15 protein-coding genes are annotated in these 17,847 nt (G+C 66.0%); 8 read left to right on the top strand and 7 right to left on the bottom strand.

Features of this window, described 5'->3' with window-relative positions; translation table 11 throughout:
- Positions 1-9: 9 nt before the first annotated feature.
- The 3 genes from BM252_RS23695 to BM252_RS23685 all read left to right on the top strand — a co-directional run bounded on the left by BM252_RS23695 (position 10) and on the right by BM252_RS23685 (position 4,083).
- Positions 10-882: a citrate synthase family protein gene (locus BM252_RS23695; RefSeq protein WP_245774409.1), complete on the top strand. Its 873-nt coding sequence runs from the start codon at positions 10-12 to the stop codon at positions 880-882.
- Positions 883-1,058: 176 nt separating this feature from the next.
- Positions 1,059-1,913, top strand: a complete 855-nt coding sequence (locus BM252_RS23690; protein ID WP_217429953.1) for a citrate synthase family protein — start codon at positions 1,059-1,061, stop codon at positions 1,911-1,913.
- A gap of 121 nt (positions 1,914-2,034) precedes the next feature.
- The gene (locus BM252_RS23685; protein ID WP_245774408.1) at positions 2,035-4,083 is read left to right on the top strand and encodes a TonB-dependent receptor plug domain-containing protein; all 2,049 of its coding nucleotides are present in this window, start codon (positions 2,035-2,037) and stop codon (positions 4,081-4,083) included.
- 100 nt (positions 4,084-4,183) lie between these two features.
- Here BM252_RS23685 and BM252_RS23680 read toward each other — a convergent pair whose 3' ends face one another.
- Positions 4,184-5,077: a LysR family transcriptional regulator gene (locus tag BM252_RS23680; RefSeq protein ID WP_093390137.1), complete on the bottom strand. Its 894-nt coding sequence runs from the start codon at positions 5,075-5,077 to the stop codon at positions 4,184-4,186.
- 127 nt (positions 5,078-5,204) lie between these two features.
- Here BM252_RS23680 and BM252_RS23675 point away from each other — a divergent pair, with 127 nt between their 5' ends.
- Positions 5,205-5,978: an SDR family oxidoreductase gene (locus BM252_RS23675; RefSeq protein WP_093390136.1), complete on the top strand. Its 774-nt coding sequence runs from the start codon at positions 5,205-5,207 to the stop codon at positions 5,976-5,978.
- A 68-nt stretch (positions 5,979-6,046) separates the two neighbouring features.
- Here the strand turns inward: BM252_RS23675 and BM252_RS23670 are convergent, their stop codons facing one another.
- From BM252_RS23670 to BM252_RS23645, 5 genes are all read right to left on the bottom strand, one after another.
- Positions 6,047-6,238 carry a hypothetical protein gene (locus BM252_RS23670; protein WP_245774407.1) on the bottom strand — a complete coding sequence of 64 codons (192 nt, stop codon included), beginning with the start codon at positions 6,236-6,238 and terminating at the stop codon, positions 6,047-6,049.
- 135 nt (positions 6,239-6,373) lie between these two features.
- Positions 6,374-7,054: a hypothetical protein gene (locus BM252_RS23665; protein WP_093390134.1), complete on the bottom strand. Its 681-nt coding sequence runs from the start codon at positions 7,052-7,054 to the stop codon at positions 6,374-6,376.
- A 139-nt stretch (positions 7,055-7,193) separates the two neighbouring features.
- Positions 7,194-7,529 (bottom strand): FlxA-like family protein, encoded by a 336-nt coding sequence (locus tag BM252_RS23660; RefSeq protein ID WP_093390133.1) that lies wholly within the window; start codon positions 7,527-7,529, stop codon positions 7,194-7,196.
- 32 nt (positions 7,530-7,561) lie between these two features.
- Entirely contained in the window at positions 7,562-7,909 is a 348-nt protein-coding gene (locus tag BM252_RS23655; RefSeq protein ID WP_174900649.1) for a FlxA-like family protein, read from the bottom strand.
- Between the two features lie 585 nt (positions 7,910-8,494).
- Positions 8,495-10,915, bottom strand: a complete 2,421-nt coding sequence (locus tag BM252_RS23645) for a penicillin-binding protein 1A (protein ID WP_281249383.1) — start codon at positions 10,913-10,915, stop codon at positions 8,495-8,497.
- Positions 10,916-11,218: 303 nt separating this feature from the next.
- Between BM252_RS23645 and BM252_RS23640 the strand changes: the two genes are divergently transcribed.
- Positions 11,219-13,927: a phosphocholine-specific phospholipase C gene (locus BM252_RS23640; protein ID WP_217429952.1), complete on the top strand. Its 2,709-nt coding sequence runs from the start codon at positions 11,219-11,221 to the stop codon at positions 13,925-13,927.
- Between the two features lie 20 nt (positions 13,928-13,947).
- Positions 13,948-14,601 (top strand): PEP-CTERM sorting domain-containing protein, encoded by a 654-nt coding sequence (locus BM252_RS31830; protein ID WP_093390131.1) that lies wholly within the window; start codon positions 13,948-13,950, stop codon positions 14,599-14,601.
- Positions 14,602-14,752: 151 nt separating this feature from the next.
- Here BM252_RS31830 and BM252_RS23630 read toward each other — a convergent pair whose 3' ends face one another.
- Positions 14,753-15,199 (bottom strand): CBS domain-containing protein, encoded by a 447-nt coding sequence (locus BM252_RS23630; RefSeq protein ID WP_093390130.1) that lies wholly within the window; start codon positions 15,197-15,199, stop codon positions 14,753-14,755.
- A 198-nt stretch (positions 15,200-15,397) separates the two neighbouring features.
- Between BM252_RS23630 and BM252_RS23625 the strand changes: the two genes are divergently transcribed.
- Together BM252_RS23625 and BM252_RS23620 are read left to right on the top strand one after the other, a co-directional pair.
- Entirely contained in the window at positions 15,398-16,708 is a 1,311-nt protein-coding gene (locus tag BM252_RS23625; RefSeq protein WP_093390129.1) for an O-acetylhomoserine aminocarboxypropyltransferase, read from the top strand.
- A gap of 1 nt (position 16,709) precedes the next feature.
- Complete coding sequence (locus BM252_RS23620; protein ID WP_093390128.1) at positions 16,710-17,513, top strand: alpha/beta fold hydrolase; 804 nt, start codon at positions 16,710-16,712, stop codon at positions 17,511-17,513.
- The last annotated feature ends 334 nt before the right edge of the window (positions 17,514-17,847 follow it).

The following is a 17,847-nucleotide window of genomic DNA, read 5'->3' as shown; positions in this document are numbered from 1 at the left end:
GAGTCGCCCATGTCCAAGCCGGCCGACACCAGCGCCAGCGGCGCCGGCGCCGGCAACAACGCAGCCAACGGCGGCGCGCCCACCCCGTCGCCGCGCGACCTGATCCACACCCGCATCTGGCAGGAGGAGCCCGAACCGGACAACCCCTTCGCCACCCGCGCCGCCTACTGCCGTGGCTACGACGTGTTCGGCGAGCTGGTCGGCCAGGCGCGCTGGGTCGAGATGCTGCTGCTCTTGCTGCGCGACGAGCGCCCAGCGCCGGCCGCCGTCGCCACACTGGAGGCGCTGGCCGTGGCGCTGGCCAACCCCGGCCCGCGCGACGCCTCGGTGCACGCCGCCATGTGCGGCGGCGTCGGCGGCTCCACCGCCGCCGCCAGCCTGATCGCCGCGCTGTCGGTCGGCGCCGGCCGCAACGGCGGCGCGCGCGACGTGCACGACGCCATGCTGCTGTGGCAGCGCTGCGGCACCGACCTGGCCGCCTGGGCCGACTACGACCCGGCGCCGGCCGGCGAGCCGATGCAGGTCTGGCCCGCCGCCGGCCACCTGCCCGGCTTCGAGCCGCACGGCGTCTCCACCACCACCGTGGTGCGCCAGCTGCTGACCACCCTGGCCGGCTACCAGGCCGGCCCGCGCTGCGCCTGGCTGCTCGAACGCTTGGAAACGCTGCGCCTGACCATCGGCCTGCCGCTGGCCATCAGCGGCGTGGCCGCCGCCGCCCTGAGCGACCTGGGCCTGACGCCGGCCGAGGGCGAAATGCTCTACCTGCTGCTGCGCCTGCCCGGCGCCGCCGCCCACGCGCTGGAACAACAGGCCGGCGGCTTCCGCCAGTTCCCCTTCTACCCGCTGGAACTCGACCCAGCCGCCACGCCGGAGGCGCCATGAGCGATACCACCTTGAACCACCCGGCTCAGAACGCCGCGACCTCCGCCACCTCCGCCACTGAAGCCAATACAGGCCAGTTCTTGGACGAGTGGCCCGCTGGCAAAACCCGCAAGCAAGGGGTCAGACCCCGTACGGGGTCTGACCCCGACCTTGGCGGATCGGGGTGCGGGGTGAAAATGAAGGCCGCCGACGCCGTGGCCGGGGCCGAAACTCCGCTGCGCGGCCCGGCCCTGCTGCAAGAGCACGCCGGCCGCCTGCGCACCAGCGTCGGCGCCGCCTACCCCGGCAGCCACGCCGTGTTTCGCGGCCACGACCTGCACCGCGAGCTGAAAGACCTCGACTGGGTCGACCTCTACGTGTTCGGCATCACCGGCCGCCGCCTGAGCAGCGGCCAGATCGAGATGCTGCACGCCATCTGGGTCTACACCAGCTACCCGGACGCGCGGCTGTGGAACAACCGCGTCGCCGCCCTGGCCGGCAACGCCCGCAGCAGCGCCAACCTGGGCATCGTCGCCGCGCTGGCGCTGTCCGAGGGCACCGTCTACGGCGGCCAAGCCGGCCTGCGCGCCATCGACTTCCTGCAAACGGCCTTACTTCAAGTACAGGCCGGCGCCGAGCTGGCGCCGCTGGTGTTGGCGCACGCCCGCGCCCACCGCATCTACGGCTACGGCCGGCCGATCAACTCGACCGACGAACGCCTGCCGTGGATCATGCAACTGGCCGAAAAACTCGGCCTGGACCAGGGCGCACACGTCAAACTGGCCTTCGAAGTGGAAAAAGTGTTGCTTCCACACTACCCCCAGTTGCGCATGAACTACGCCTCCCTGCACGCCGCCCTGATCGCCGACATGGGCCTGACGGCGCGCGAGTACCAGCTGCTGCGCATCCCCACCTTCCTAGCAGGAATGCCTCCTTGCCTCGTGGAAGCGGCCGCAAAACCCGAGGGCGTCCTCTTCGCCACCCCGTGCAGCGGCGTCGCCTACGCCGGCCTGGCGCGCCGCGAGTGGAACGCACATGCTACCGGGCAATGATATTTTGTACATTTGTTACGGTTGCCGCGCTACAATGCAAAAAAACATTCCCGGGAGATAGGTTTTGAAGGCTAAGTACGCATACCCCCTGTATCTGGCAGCGGCCCTCACCATTCCTAACATGCAAGCGTTGGCGCAGAGTCCCAGCGACGAGGACGAGCTCACCCTGGTCTACGGCGACAACGACAGCGTCAGCATCGCCACCGGCACCGTGCAGGCCCTGCGCCGCGCGCCGGCGGTCGCCTCGGTGATCACGGCGGCCGACATCGCGGCGATCGGCGCCAGCGACCTCGACCAGGTGCTCGAGGGCGTCGCCGGCATCCACGTCAACCGCAGCGCCAACAACTATTCGCCCCTGTACGTGGTGCGAGGCATCGTCAGCCAAGTCACGCCGCAGGTGCTGGTGTTGCAGAACGGCGTGCCGATCACCACCATCTACCAGGGCAACAAGGGCAATCTGTGGGGCGGCTATCCGGTCGAACACATTGCCCGCATCGAGATCATCCGCGGCCCCGGTTCGGCGCTGTACGGCTCGGACGCCTTCTCCGGCGTCATCAACATCATCACCAAGGGCGCCGCCGAGACGCCGGGCACCGAAATCGGCGCCCGCCTCGGCTCCTTCCAAACGCGCGACGTCTGGCTGCAGCACGGCGGCAAGCTCGGCACCGTCGACGTCGCCGCCTACCTGCGCGTCGGCGACAGCGACGGCCAGAACAGCATCATCGACGCCGACGCCCAGAGCCGCAACGACAAGCTGTTCGGCACCCACGCCAGCCTGGCCCCCGGCCCGGTCAACACCGGCTACCAGGCGGTCGACGGCAACCTCGACCTGGCGCGCGGCCACTGGCGCGCCCGCTTCGGCTACAAGCTGCGCGACAAGCTGGGCACCGGCGCCGGCATCGCCTCGGCGCTCGACCCGGTCGGCCAGCAGAAGAGCGAACGCTACACCACCAGCCTGAGCTGGGCCGACCCGCAGTTCAGCCGCGACTGGGGCCTGGGCGCCACCGTTAGCACGCTGCAATACAACCAGCTGATCCCGGTCGACTTCAACCTGCTGCCGCCCGGCACCGTGCTGCCCAGTGGAAAATTCCCCAACGGCATGATCGGCGCCCCCGAGGTGTGGGAGCGCCAACTGCGCCTGTCCGCCTTCGCCGACTACAGCGGCCTGAACGGCCACCACTGGCGCATCGGCGTCGGCCACGACGACCTCGACATGTACCGCAGCCGCGAACGGCGCAACTTCAGCTACGCCCCCAACGGTGCGCCCATCCCGCTGCCCGGCGTGGTCGAGTTCGCCGGCGACCGCTCCTTCATCCTGCCGCACCGCCGCAAGATCGACTACCTGTACCTGCAGGACGAATGGCATCTGGCCAAGGACTGGAACCTGACCGCCGGCATCCGCCACGACCGCTACTCGGACTTCGGCAACACCACCAACCCGCGCCTGGCGCTGGTGTGGGACGCCACCTTCGACCTGACCGCCAAGCTGCTGTACGGCCGCGCCTTCCGCGCGCCCTCCTTCAACGAGGGCTACGCCGTCAGCAACCCCGTCACCATGGGCAACCCCAAGCTGCAGCCGGAAACCAACGGCACGCTCGAGGCCGTGTTCGCCTGGCAGGCGCGCGCCGACGCCCAGGTCAACATGACGCTGTACCGCTACTCGATGAGCAACATCATCCGCACCGTCAACAATCCCGGCGTCGGCACCGGCGCCGCCTACGCCAACACCGGCGACCAGACCGGCCACGGCCTGGAGCTGGAAGGCAGCTGGAACGTCAACCGCGACTGGCGCCTGCTCGGCAACTACGCCTGGCAGCGCTCGGTCGACGACGCCACCGGCCGCGACGCCGGCTACGCCCCGCACCACCACCTGTACGGCCGCGCCGACTGGCAGTTCAGCAGCGGCTACATGCTCAGTTCGCAGCTGAACTGGGTGGCCGGGCGCAAGCGCGCCGCCGGCGACGCGCGCGACCCGGTGGCCGACTACACCACGCTGGACCTGACCGTGGCGACGCGGCGCGGCCGCCAGCAATGGAACTTCTCGGCCTCGGTGCGCAACCTCTTCAACGCCGACGCGCGCGAACCGAGCCTGGCCCCCGGCCTGGCCATCCCGCACGACCTGCCGATGGCGCCGCGCGCCTTGTCGGTGCAGGCGGTCTACAAGCTCTAAGCCGGCTGGACGGCGCAAAAAAAGGGTTGGACCGCCGAGGCGGTCCAACCCTTTTTCTTTGCGGTATTCCGCCACGCCGCAAGCAACGTCAGCGCCCCGCTCATACTCCCTGCAACAACTCCTTCATCCACGCGATGAACACCCGCACACGCGGCGACAACTGCCGGCGGTGCGGATACAGCGCCGCGATGGGCATCGGATCGGCCCGCCATTGCGGCAACACCTCCTGCAACTCCCCCGCCTGCACATGGTGCCGAACGTCATACGCGGGAACCTGAATCAGCCCCATCCCCGCCACCGCGCAGGTAATGTAGGTATCGGCCTGGTTGACCGAAACGTGGCTGCGCGCCGCGACGGTCTTCAGCTCCGCCCCATCCCGATACTCCCATGGCACGACGCGGCCGCTGCTGGCCGACAAGTAGTTGACAATCCAGTGCCGCGCCAGGTCGCCGGGCGAGGCCGGAACACCGTGCTCAGCCAAGTAGGCCGGGCTGGCGCAGTTGATGATCTCGAACTCGCCGAGCGAACGCGCGATCAGGCTGCTCGATTCGCCAGCGCCGACCCGGATCGCGCAGTCCACGCCGTCCTGCACCAGGTCGATGGCGCGGTCGGTCACCCCGATCAGCAACTCCACCTCCGGATAGCGGCGGAAAAAATCCGGCAGCGCCGGCGCGATGAGCCGCGTGGCTATGCGGCTGGGAACGTCGATCTTCAAGCGCCCCGCCACCCCGCCGCCGTCGAAGCGGAACATGGTTTCCATCTCGTCCACGTCGACCAGCAATTGCCTGGCGCGCTCCAACAAGGCCTCCCCGTCCGGCGTCGGGCTGACCCGCCGGGTGGAGCGGTGTAGCAGGCGCACGCCCAAATCACGCTCCAGCTGGGCGACGACGGCCGAGACCGTCGAACGCGGCAGCTCGGACAATTCGGCCGCCCGCGTAAAGCTGCAGGTATCGACCACTTTCACGAATACGTCTAGAGCCTTGATTCTGTCCATGGGCTTCGATTGTTGGTGTATTCGGCACAGTCTATCCAATTTCTCTGTGTTTATCTATCAAAACCCGACGCCTATACTTCACTCAGCAGTTTTCATCGAGTCCCCCAACCATAGAGGAAACACAGACATGAGCGCATCGACCATCCAGGACAAAGTCATCTTAATCGGCGGCGGCGCCAAGAACCTCGGCGGCGCCATGGCGCGCCACTTCGCCGCCAACGGCGCGGCCGCCATCGTCGTGCACTACAACAGCACGGCGACCCGGGCGGCGGCCGAGGATACCGTCGCGGCCGTCAAGGCGGCCGGCGCGCAGGCTATGGCCGTGCAGGGCGACCTGACCCGCGTTGGCGAGGTGAGCCGCCTGTTCGACGAGGCCATCGGCGCCTTCGGCCGGATCGACATCGCCATCAACACCACCGGCATGGTCATCAAGAAGCCCTTCGGCGAGATCGCCGAGGCGGACTACGACCAGATCTTTGCCATCAACTCCAAGGCCGCCTTCTTCTTCATGCAGGAGGCCGGCAAGAAGCTGAGCGACGGCGGCAAGCTGTGCACCATCGTCACCTCGCTGCTGGGCGCCTTCACCGGCCTGTACTCGGTGTACGCCGGCAGCAAGGCGCCGGTGGAGCACTTCACCCGCGCGGCAGCCAAGGAGTTCGGTGAACGCGGCATCTCGGTCACCGCCGTCGCGCCGGGTCCGATGGAAACACCGTTCTTCTACGGCCAGGAAACGGCCGAGTCGGCGCAATATAACCAAACGGCGGCGGCGCTCAGCAAGTTCACCCGCACCGGCCTGACCGAGCCGCAGGACATTGTCACCCTGGTGCAGTACCTGGTCACCGACGGCTGGTGGATCACCGGCCAGACGATTCTGGCCAACGGCGGCTACACGACGAAGTAACAGCTCCCTCATCTCAAGGAGGCAGGCCGGTGCGTGTCTCCGGTTGCGGCCGACAACAACCGGGCCGGCTAGAGGCTGGCGTGCTCCAGGATTTCCTGCCCCATCAATACGCAGCTCCCACCGAGTTGCGCATAGATCAAATGCATGCGGTACTGGCCCTTGTAGATGGTGCCCCACACCTCCAGCACGTCGAAGGACTGCTTCTTGTTGGCCGGGTTGCGGATCGGCGCCAGCACTTTGACGTCCGTATCGATTTCCATGCGATCGTCGGGGCCGAAGTGGAAGGTTAGCAGGCTCTTCGCCTGCTTGACCGCCTCGGCCGAACAGCGGTGCGCCGACGCGGTCGGTGCCGCTTGGGCCAGGCTGGCGCCGCCCCGCGCAGCGACATGGGCGGCTCAGGGCTTGGGATCGGCGCGGACGAAAGGCGTGGCGGCGTCCGCCACCCGCAGCGACGCGTCGCGCACAGGGCGGCCGCGTACGCTTTCCGGACACTTTTGCAAGGCGGCCGCCACGCCGTCGACGGGGGAGCTCGACAGCATCAGCACTCCCGGCGCCGCCATCTTCATGCCGAAGAAATTTTCGCCGACGGAGGTGGTCACCTTCAACGTGCCGAGGTAGGCCACCTCGCCCGCCGCGAGTGTGAATGGAAGGTTGAAATAGTTGTCCTTCCGGAATGAATAGCCGCTGCCACCGCCGGCATAATTGTAGAAATCGTAGCTGTAGATGCTGTATTTTCCTGCGGGAAGAGGAACGCAGAAGTGGATTCCCTTGTCGCGCCGATCCGGACGGATGAAGTCGGGCACCGTATCACCGCCAAACATGCTCCCCGAGCTAATGCTCAGCCGGTCGCCGGCATCGTGGTTGTCCACGGCGCGATAAAAGGTCGAGATCGAATTGAAGGCTTGGCTGCAGCCGCTTTCTCGCGGCGCGCAATCGATGGCATAGGAGCCGATGATGTACGCCCGGTTCGCCTCGGGGACGGCCTCAGTCTGCTGCCTGAGCAAAGCAAACCGCGACGAACAGCCGCCCAACAAGGCGGTGGCAACGACCGACAACACAAGCAATGGATAGCGCATTAGTCATCCTCTGATAACGTAAGAAAATCGTGCAACGATTGTCGCCGGCCTTCAATTCGATCCCGGCCCCGTTCCGCCCTTGCGCCAAGCCGCCAGGCAGCGGCTTGCTCGGTCATGGCGGCAAGCTACGCGTCACTGCCTATGCTTGGTACGGTTCGAACGAGTCGTCCGGGCCGGGCTCATGGCGCTTGCGGTTCGCCTCTTGCTGATGCGCCTCGCGGCGCTGGTCGGCCTGCTGGATCTGGCGGATCTGCGCCTCGAACATCGCCATCATCGCCTGCACGTCCTGGATCATCTTGAGGAGGACTTTTCGTTCGGCCGGATCGGTGGTCTCCATCAATTGCTTTTGCATCAGACGCAGGTTCTTCCGCAGGCCCTTGATCTTGGACAGCAACATCGAGATGCTGCCCTGGCTCTCCATGCTCGCCCCCATCCGCGCGGACGCCCCCAAACCACTCGCTACGCTAGCCACCATGATGCTCTCCTGTTGTCCGGTTCGACCAAGGTTCAGCCGATGCGCAAGGCGGCACGGCGCGAGGGATCGGCCTTGGCGCCCTCCTCGTGTTCGCGGCGGGCCTCGATGCGATTGAGTTCCTTCTGCCTTTCGTTGCGCTCCAACTGCTGGATCTGCTGCTCGATCATCAAGATGGTCTGCTGCAGGTTGTCTACCATCTTGATCAACACTTTTCTGGCCTTGGGATCGGCTTCCTCGCCGATTTGCTTTTGGATCTGACCAATGGTTTTGACCAGCCCCTTGATCTTCGCCTGCAAGGCGGCGACGCGGCTCTGCGTATCCCCGCTCGTCTCCATGCCGCCGGAGGTGCTCATCCCACTCGAAACAATCGCGACCATCATGCTCTCCAATAAAGCCACAAGCAAAAAAAACAACAGTAACAAATATATCATGGAAACTCGGCGATAATTGCGCACATTGTCACACGCCAACATTTTTTCACGCCCGACCGTGCGCGGAAATTACTATTTCGACTAGAGATTTTCCGACCTTGGCCCGCAGAGCCTGCTGTTCATGATGTATGGGAAATACGTGGCCAACGGCACCAACATACACCCGCCCCATGTGGCCAGACGGCGCTTCGGTTACGGCTACATGGCCTGGGGCATCCACGGCCAATACATCCTGGTGACGCCGGCGCGCGGCATGGTGGTCGCCCACCAGCGCCAGGTGCCGGTGGCCTGCAACTGGAACATCAGTTGGGTACAGCCACGCGACTTCCTGCGCGCCCGCCCTGCGACTGAGCTGCAGGCCCGATCACTTGCTGCAGATGAGTGGAATACTTGCCTTACCCCGCAGGCAAAGGGGTCAGACCCCGCAGGGGGTCTGACCCCGGGCGGATCGGGGTGCGGGGTAAAAACGAAGCCGCCGGGATTCACGAAGACCGAACTTGGCAGCGCCAGTCCCTGCCTTGCCGGCTCAAGCCGTCAGCCGCCGCCCTCGTTCGCCGGCGTCGGCGTCGGCATTGGCGAAGGCGACGGCTTCGGCTCGGCCGGTTCCGGCGGCTCATCCTGCTCGTCCGGTATCGGCGGCGGAGTCGGCGCCGGCGGCACGCCGTCCTGTTGCAGGTCGCTGGCCTCCTCGCTGACGTCCTCCTCCTCCACCGCCGGCCGCGCCACCGCCACGCGCTTGCCGCCCGGCAGCAGCGCCGTCGCGTCGAGCTTGCCGCTGTCCAGCGCGCTGCGGACGAAGTCGCCCACCAGCAGCACGGCGTTGTGGCCGCCCTGCCCCCAGTAGTTGCTGCGCATGGTGACGCGGGTATCGTTGAAGCCGACCCAGGCGCCCGTCACCAAGTTCGGATGCATCAGGATGAACCAGCCGTCGGCGTTGTTCTGCGTCGTGCCGGTCTTGCCGGCGACGTCGCCGTTGATGCCGAAGCGGTAGCGCACGCCGGTGCCGGTGCCCCGGTTGACGACGCCGCGCATCATGTCGATCAGCTTGCCGGCCGACTCGGCCGACATGGCCCGCTCCGGTTTCGCCGCCTCGAAGTTGGCGATCACCTTGCCGCTGCGGTCGGTGATGCTGGTGACGAACACCGGCTTGCGGTACTCGCCCTCGGCGGCGATGCTGGCGTAGGCGTTGACCATCTCCAACAGCGTGACCGGGCTGGTGCCCAGCGCCAGCGACGGCACCGAGGCCAGCTTGCTCTGCCGCACGCCGAGGCCGCGCGCCAGCTTGACGATGGGCGGCAGGCCGACGTCCTGCATCACCTGCGCGGTGATGGTGTTCTTGGAATAGACCAGGCCGTCGCGCATGGTCATCATGTTGCCGGTCGAGCCGCTCATGTCGGTCGGCCGCCAGACGCTGCCGTCGGCCGCCTTGATGTCGAGCACCGCGTCGCGATAGGGCCGCTCGGGCAGGAAGCCCTTTTCCAGCGCGGCGCCGTAGACGATGGGCTTGAAGGTCGAGCCCGGCTGGCGCGCCGCCTGGCTGACGTGGTCGAACTGCTCGCGCTGGAAGTTGCGGCTGCCGACCCAGGCCTTGATCTGTCCGCTGGCCGGATCGAGCGCCACCATGCCGGCCTCCAGGCGCGTCTTCGCGGCGTGCAGCTGGGCGATGAACTGGCGGTCCGCCTTCAAGCGCTTGAACGCCACGGCCGCCTCCTCGCCGCCCTCGACCGCCTTGCGGTAGTCGCGCGACTCGCGCACGATGGCGTCGGCGTAGTCCGGGTGCGACTGCCAGAAGTAGGCGAAGGACGGCGCGCCCTCGTGGGTTTCGCCGTAGGCGCTGGTCGAGGTGGCCGAATAGGTGGAGCGCTGGCTCCATTCCGTGTCGGCGATCGCCTGCAGCGCGCGGCCCTGGCGCTCCACCGCGCGCATGGCCGCCGATTGCAGCCCGAAGTCCAAGGTGGTGTGCACCACCAGGCCGTCCAGTTGCAGGTTGTAGTCGTTCTCGTCGGCCCACTGGATCAACCACTTGCGCACGAAGGCGGTGAAATGGGTGTCGGTGCTGCTGCGCTCGGCCTGGCGGGCGAAGTGCACGCGCAGCGGCTTCTTCAGCAGACTCTGGTAGCGCGCCTCGCTAAACAGCTCGTGCTTGCGCATCTGCCCCAGCACCACGTTGCGGCGCTGCACCGAGCGCCCGGCATTGCCGACCGGATTGTAGTAGCTGGTGCCCTTGAGCATGCCGACCAGGGTCGCGCTTTCCAGAATATCCAGTTGCAGCGCCGACTTGTCGAAATAGGTGCGCGCGGCCATCTCGATGCCGAAGGTGTTGTACAGGAAGGGCACGGTGTTCAGATAGGCTTCCAGAATCTCCGGCTTGCTGTAGGTCGCCTCGATCTTCAGCGCGGTGATCATCTCTTTCAGCTTGCGGTTGATGTTGCGCGAGCGGCCTATCTCCTCCGGGAACATATTGCGCGCCAACTGCTGGGTGATGGTCGAGCCGCCCTGGGCGTCGCCCAGCAGCGTGTGGAAGACCGCGCCGCCGACCCGCGTTAAGTCGATGCCGTGGTGCTCGTAGAAGCGGTGGTCCTCGGTGGCGATCAGCGCGGCGATGACGTGGGGCGAGATCTTGGCGAGCGGCACGCGCTCCTGCAAGCCCTGGTCGAAGCTGGCCAGCTCCTTGCCGTCAGCCGAGACGATGGCCGTGGCGCGCGCGGCGCGCGCCTGCTTGAGGTCGCGGATGCCGGGGGTTAGCGGAATCAACAGCAGCACATACACCACAAACAGCGCCGCCAGCGCGACGCCGGACCACAGCGCGAAGAACCAGGGCCGGCGCTTCTCCGGCTTGCTCATCAAGTAGGCCTGGCCGCGCGCATAGGCTTGGCGCGCGCCGAGAATCGCCTTGTCGGCCCACGGCCGGGCATGTTGTTGCAGCCACGCGGCCAGCTTTCGTAAGAATTCCACTGTTTAAAGCCCGTCGTTCATTGTTCGCAGGGCGCAAGTATATATGAGGTTCCTCGGGAATCAGCTGGAGCCGGGGTTACAAACTGAAGGCGCCAGCGGCTACAAAACCACCCAACGGCAACGAGCCAGGGTCAGACCCTAGGGTCTGACCCTCAAATCGGGCCGCTGAGTTTTCTATAAAACCCAGCGCACCAACCGAACGAATGTTGATCCAACAAGATCAATCCGGCAATACTGTTGTCATATTTGATCGTTATCATTGCCGCTTCCCACGCCCCCGCAGTCCCAATCGAAGGAAGCAAGATGATCTCAGCAGGACGACGCAAGTTCCTCAGTTTCGCCGCCGCAACGGCCGGCGCCAGCGCCACCACCATGTTCCCCAGCGTAATCCGCGAGGCCCTCGCCGTGCCCGCCAACAACGTCACCGGCACCCTGGCCGACGTCGAACACGTCGTCATCTTCATGCAGGAGAACCGCTCCTTCGACCACTACTTCGGCACCCTGTCCGGCGTGCGCGGCTTCGACGACCCGCGCGCCATCGCCCTGCCCGGCGGCAACCCGGTCTGGTATCAGCCCAACCCGGCCGGCGGCCACGTGCTGCCCTTCCACTTCGACGCCAAGAACACCAGCGCCTTGTCGGTCGGCACCAACCACTCGTGGAAGGGCTCGCAGACCACCTGGCAGGGCTGGAACGCCTGGGTGCCGCAGAAGACGGCGCAAACCATGGGCTACTTCGACCGCGGCGACCTGCCCTTCTACTACGCGCTGGCCGACGCCTTCACCATCTGCGACGCCTACCACTGCTCGATCTTCGGCGCCACCGACCCCAACCGCATGTACTCGCTGACCGGCAGCAGCCAAGGCTGGCTGGGCGCCATGGGCAGCCTGTACAACGTCAGCCCGACCGGCTTCTACAACAACGACCCGGCGCGCGACAACATCTCCGCCGCCGTCACCGCCGGCGCGCCCAACTGGCGCACCTACGCCGAAACGCTGGAAGCCAACCAGGTCAGCTGGAAGGTGTATCAAGAGTGGGACAACTACGGCGACAACTACCTGGCCTACTTCAAGAACTTCCGCGTCAACGCCGACGGCAGCCGCCTCGGCAGCGACTCGCCGCTGTACCAGAAGGGCCGCGCGCTGGCCGCCGGTTCGACCGAGAGCAACTCCGCCGGCACCAAGGGCGACTGGCTGGTCAAGGCCTTCGCCGACGACGTGCGCGAGAACCGCCTGCCGCAGGTGTCGTGGATCTGCGCGCCGAACGACTACACCGAACACTCGCCCGCCTCGCCCAACGCCGGCGAAAACCTGACGGCGCGCCTGCTGGCCGCGCTGGTGGCCAACCCGACCGTGTGGTCGAAAACCGTGTTCCTGCTGATGTACGACGAAAACGACGGCTTCTTCGACCACGTGCCGTCCGACCTGGCGCCGCTCACCGCCGGCATGGGCAAGACCACCCTGGCCGACATCGGCAAGTACGAAAACTACGGCGGCGTGCCGGTCGGCCTCGGCCCGCGCGTGCCGATGCTGGTGATTTCGCCGTGGAGCAAGGGCGGCCGCGTCTGCTCGCAACTGTTCGACCACACCTCGAAGATCCGCTTCCTGGAAGAATGGCTGGTGGCCGGACGCGGCAAGGACCGCGCCAAGGTCGAGTGCGAGCTGATCTCGCCATGGCGCCGCGCCGTCTGCGGCGACCTCACCTCCGCCTTCGACTTCAGCAAGCCCAACAAGACCTGGCCGGCCAGCGTGCCCAAGTCCGCCGCCTACCAGCGCGTGACCGGCAAGCCCTACCCGCAACCGCCGGCCGTGCAGACCCTGCCCAAGCAGGAACCCTGCCCCACCGTCACCGGCACGCGCTACGCCTGCGCCCTGCCCTATGAATTGTCGGTACACGGCAGCCACAAGGGCGGCAAACAGTTCGAGCTGGACTTCGCCAACGACGGCACCGCCGGCGCCGCCTACATCGTCTACTCCTCGCTGCGCAGCGACGGCCCGTGGTACTACACGGTCGAGCCGGGCAAGAGCATCGAACAGGAAATTTGGAACTGGACCGGCAACAGCTACCAGCTGACCGTGCACGGCGCCAACGGCTACCTGCGCGGCTTCCAAGGCGCGCTGGGCCTGGCCGCCGGCGGCGCCAAGCCCGAAGTGCGCAGCAGCTACGACCGCGACCGTGGCGCGCTGGGCCTGAGCCTGCTGAACACCGGCGGCGCCAAGCCCTGCCGCTTCACCATCACCGACATGGCCTACGGCGCCGAGCCGGCCATCTACACCGTGGCCACCGGCCAGAGCCTGTCCGTCGACTTGGCGCTGGACGCCAGCTTCGGCTGGTACGACCTCAACATCAGCTGCGACGCCGACGCCGGCTGGTCGCGCCAGCTGGCCGGCCACGTCGAAACGGGCCGCGCCAGCCGCACCGATCCGCAGATCGGCACCAACCGCGTCAAGGTCACGCTCGACACCAGCACCCCGCACGTCTCGCGCGGCGCGCCGGTGCTGCTGCACTACGCCGCGCCGCCGGGCAAGCTGGACGCGGAGAACTGGATCGGCATCTACGCCCCCGGCACCTCGCCCGGCAAAGGCAACGCGCTGCAATGGGCCTACGCTCCGGCGCAGAATGGCACCGCCTCGTTCAGCACCAGCGCGCTGACTGTGGGCGAGTACACCGTCTGGTATCTGTACAAGAACGGCTACGTGGTGCTGGGCGGCCCGGTCAGCTTCAGCGTGACCCAGCTCAGCGCGGCTAGCCCAAGCGTGGCGCGCGGCAAGCCCATCGTGTTCGACTACGCCGTGCCCGCCGCCAAGGTGACCAGCACCAACTGGATCGGCATCTGGCCGGCCGGCGTTACGCCGGGCAGCGGCACTTATCTGGTGTGGCAATACGTCACCGCCGCCGCCGGCCTGGCCACCTTCGACACCAGCAAGCTCGCCCCCGGCGCCTACACCGCCTGGTGCCTGTACAACGACGGCTACGCCCAGCTGGGCGGCCCGTGCAACTTCAGCGTCGTCTGACGCAAGAACGGAAAGAGAAAATGAAACACCACAAACTGCAACGCGCCCTGCTGGGCTTGACCCTGGCCGCCGCCAGCGCCCTGGCCCAGGCCGGCGTGCTCGGCTTCGACCAGCGCGCCGCCTTCAACGCCGCCGGCCACATCGCCGTCAACAGCAACTTCGACGACTTCGGCCGTGGCTACCACTTCCCCGGCAGCGACTTCAGCCGTGGCGACGTCACCTATGTGTCCGATGAAAACCTAGTGGTCGGCGCCGGCACCGCCATGTCGGTCGGCAAGCTGCGCCCCGTGATGAGCAACGAATACTGGTCGCCGCTGGTGGCGCAAGTGAACGAAGCGCCGCGCTACAGCATGCTCGGCTTCGACGCCGCCGTCACCGCCGGCCCGGTCGACATCACCATCGACACCAACCAGGGCAGCTACGCCTACCACGGCGTCAGCCTGCCGGACGGCAGCGCCGGCTTCGGCTTCAAGGGCTTCGTCGCCACCGGCGTCGGCGAATACTTCACCGGCTTCCGCATCGACTCGCAGGGTAGCGGCTACCTGGCCGGCGTGACCGACGTGGCGCTGGGCCAAGTGTCGGCCGTGCCGGAACCGGGCAGCGCCGCCATGCTGCTGGCCGGCCTGGGACTTTTTGGCTGGCTGCGCCGCCGCGTCGCGAAGCAAGCGCTTTAACTCCCTGCATACCGAAAAAGTCACCCCTCAAGCAAAGGGGTCAGACCCCGTACGGGGTCTGACCCCGACCGTAGCGTAGCGGGTTGCGGGGTACAGCACAAAAAAAACGCCATCGAATCCGATGGCGTTCTTGACTACAGCAAGCACAACCTCAATCAGTGGTTTCCGCCGGCCAATCGCGAATGTAAGCCTTGAGCATACGGTTCTCGAAGCTCTGCGCCTCCAACACCGCGCGCGCCACGTCGTAAAACGAGATCACGCCCAAAATGGTCTTGGCGTTCATCACCGGCAAATACCGCGCATGCTTTTCCAGCATAATCCGCCGCACCTCGTTGACCTCGGTATCCGCCGTCACCGTAATCGGATGGTCATCCATATGCTTGCGCACCGTCCCGCCGCCAACCGAACCCGCATTGTTGTGCACGGCCTTGAGCACCTCGCGGAAGGTGAGCATGCCGACCAGGTCGCCAAACTCCATCACCACCAGCGAGCCGATGTCCTTCTCTGCCATGGTGTTGGCGGCATCAACCATCATCTGGTCTGGGGTAATGGTGTAAAGAATATTGCCTTTAACCTGGAGAATTTCGGAAACTTTCATTTTGGGCCGTCCTGTCCGCGTGTGAATGGGCTCTCTGAACGAGAAATCTGTTTTTGTCGCCTTACAGCGAATGTAGCCTATGCCCGGCAAAAAATCCAGCATTGTGAATAATCAAAACGCAACATTTGAGCAAGCTTGTTGCATGCGCTTGATTCAAGTAGCATCTGCTCCATTCCAATCTTTTCAGAATGAGAACACATGAGCGGACCCCACTACCCCGGCTTCGACACCCTGTCGCTGCACGCCGGCGCCACGCCGGACCCCACCACCGGCGCCCGCGCCACCCCGGTCTACTTCACCTCCGCCTTCGCCTTCAAAGATTCCGACCAGGCCGCCGCGCTGTTTAATATGGAGCGCGCCGGCCACGTCTACTCGCGCATCTCCAACCCCACCAACGCCGTGCTCGAAGAACGCATCGCCGCGCTGGAAGGCGGCGTGGCCGGCATCGCCACCGCCAGCGGCCAAGCCGCCATGCACCTGGGCCTGGTCACCATTGCCGGCGCCGGCTCGCACATCGTCGCCTCGCGCGCCCTGTACGGCGGCTCGCACAACATGCTCGCCTACACGCTCAAGCGCTTCGGCATTGAGACCACCTTCGTCGACCCGCGCGACGCCGACGCCTGGCGCGACGCCATCCGCCCCAACACCAAGGTGCTGTTCGCCGAAACGCTGGGCAACCCCGGCCTGGACGTGCTCAACGTGCCGCAGATCGCCGCCCTGGCCCACGAGCACCACCTGCCGCTGATGCTCGACTCCACCTTCACCACGCCCTACCTGCTACGACCATTCGACCACGGCGCCGACCTGGTGTTCCACTCGGCCACCAAATTCCTTTGCGGCCACGGCACCGCCATCGGCGGCCTGCTGGTCGACGGCGGCACCTTCGACTGGCAGAGCGCCTACGACCAGACCGGCCGCTTCGGCGAGCTGTGCGAACCCTACGACGGCTTCCACGGCATGGTCTTCGCCGAAGAGTCCACCGTCGGCGCCTTCGCCCTGCGCGCGCGGCGCGAAGGCCTGCGCGACTTCGGCGCCGTGATGAGCCCGCACAACGCCTTCGCCATCCTGCAAGGCGTGGAAACGCTGGGCCTGCGCATGGAGCGCCACGTGTCCAACACCCGCAAGGTGATCGACTTCCTGCTCACCAACCCCGCCGTCGAGTCCGTCTCCTACCCCGAGCTGGACAGCCACCCCGACTACGAACTGGCCAAGACCCTGCTGCCCAAGGGCAGCGGCGCCGTCTTCACCTTCAACCTGAAGGGCGACCGCGCCGCCGGCCGCCGCTTCATCGACGGGCTGAAAGTGTTCTCGCACCTGGCCAACGTCGGCGACGCCAAGTCGCTGGCCATCCACCCCGCCTCGACCACGCACTTCCGCGTGCCCAGCGACCAGCTCGCCGCCGCCGGCATCAGCGAAGGCACGCTGCGCCTGTCGGTCGGCCTGGAGGACGCGGACGACCTGATCGAAGACCTGGCGCGCGCGCTCAAACTGTCCCAGAAAGGAAGCTGACATGCTGCTCACCGTGCAAGGCGTGGACGCCTATTGCTACACCGGCGGCAAGCCCTTCGACGCCGCCCTGCCCACCGTCGTCTTCCTCCACGGCGCGCAGAACGACCACTCCGTGTGGGCGCTGCAGAGCCGCTACTTCGCCCACCACGGCTTTGGCGTGCTGGCCGTCGACCTGCCCGGCCACGGCCGCAGCAAGGGCGCCGCCAAGGCCAGCGTCGAAGAGCTGGCTGCCTGGCTGCTGGAGCTGCTCGACGCCGCCGGCGTGGCCCAGGCCGCGCTGTTCGGCCATAGCATGGGCTCGCTGATCGCGCTGGAGACATCGCACCAGGCGCCGCAGCGGGTGCGCCAGTTGGGCCTGCTGGGCTCGACCTACCCGATGAAGGTGTCCGACACGCTGCTGGAAACCTCGCGCAGCGACGAGCAGGCCGCCATCGACATGGTCAACATCTGGTCGCACTCGTCGATCGCGCAAAAGCCGTCCTTCCCCGGCCCCGGCTTCTACGCCATGGGCGGCGCCATGCGGCTCAAGCAGCGCATTTCGCAGATCAACCCGGCGCAGGTGTTCTACACCGACTTTTTCGCTTGCAACGCCTACGCCAACGGCGAGGCCGCCGCCAAGGCGGTGCGCTGCCCCACCCTGTTCATCTTCGGCCTGCGCGACATGATGACGCCGCCGCGCTCGACCAAGCTGCTGACCTCGTCCATCGCGCACGGCAAGGTGGTGCAGGTGGATGCCGGGCACGAGCTGATGGCGGAGCAGCCGGATGCGGTGTTGGATGCGTTGGTGGGGTTTGCGCGAGCTTGATTCTTAGCCTACAGTGAATAGTATGGACTGTCCGGAAACGGCCAGAAGCGGTCGATCACTTCTGTTAGTTTGCAAACACCTGCGCTGTGGAAGCGACTATCGCGTTCGACAAACGACTCCGAACAATAAGATCCCCAACGCTCTAGACACGTCAAGTATGCGTTAGCTCGGAACAACATGCAGTTGCGGCGTTGAAAACGCCTCGCACAATACCGGATATCTAGACGGTTAATATTAATTAACCGATAATTTATTTAAAATTCAATAGAATTATAGTTTTTCTGCAAAACCAGGCAAAGCTAATCCTCACGTGGTAAATACACGTTGACATTAA

It is taken from the genome of Rugamonas rubra (assembly GCF_900114705.1).
Taxonomy (GTDB): Bacteria; Pseudomonadota; Gammaproteobacteria; order Burkholderiales; family Burkholderiaceae_D; genus Rugamonas; species Rugamonas rubra.
This window is presented reverse-complemented; position numbering and strand designations above follow the sequence as displayed.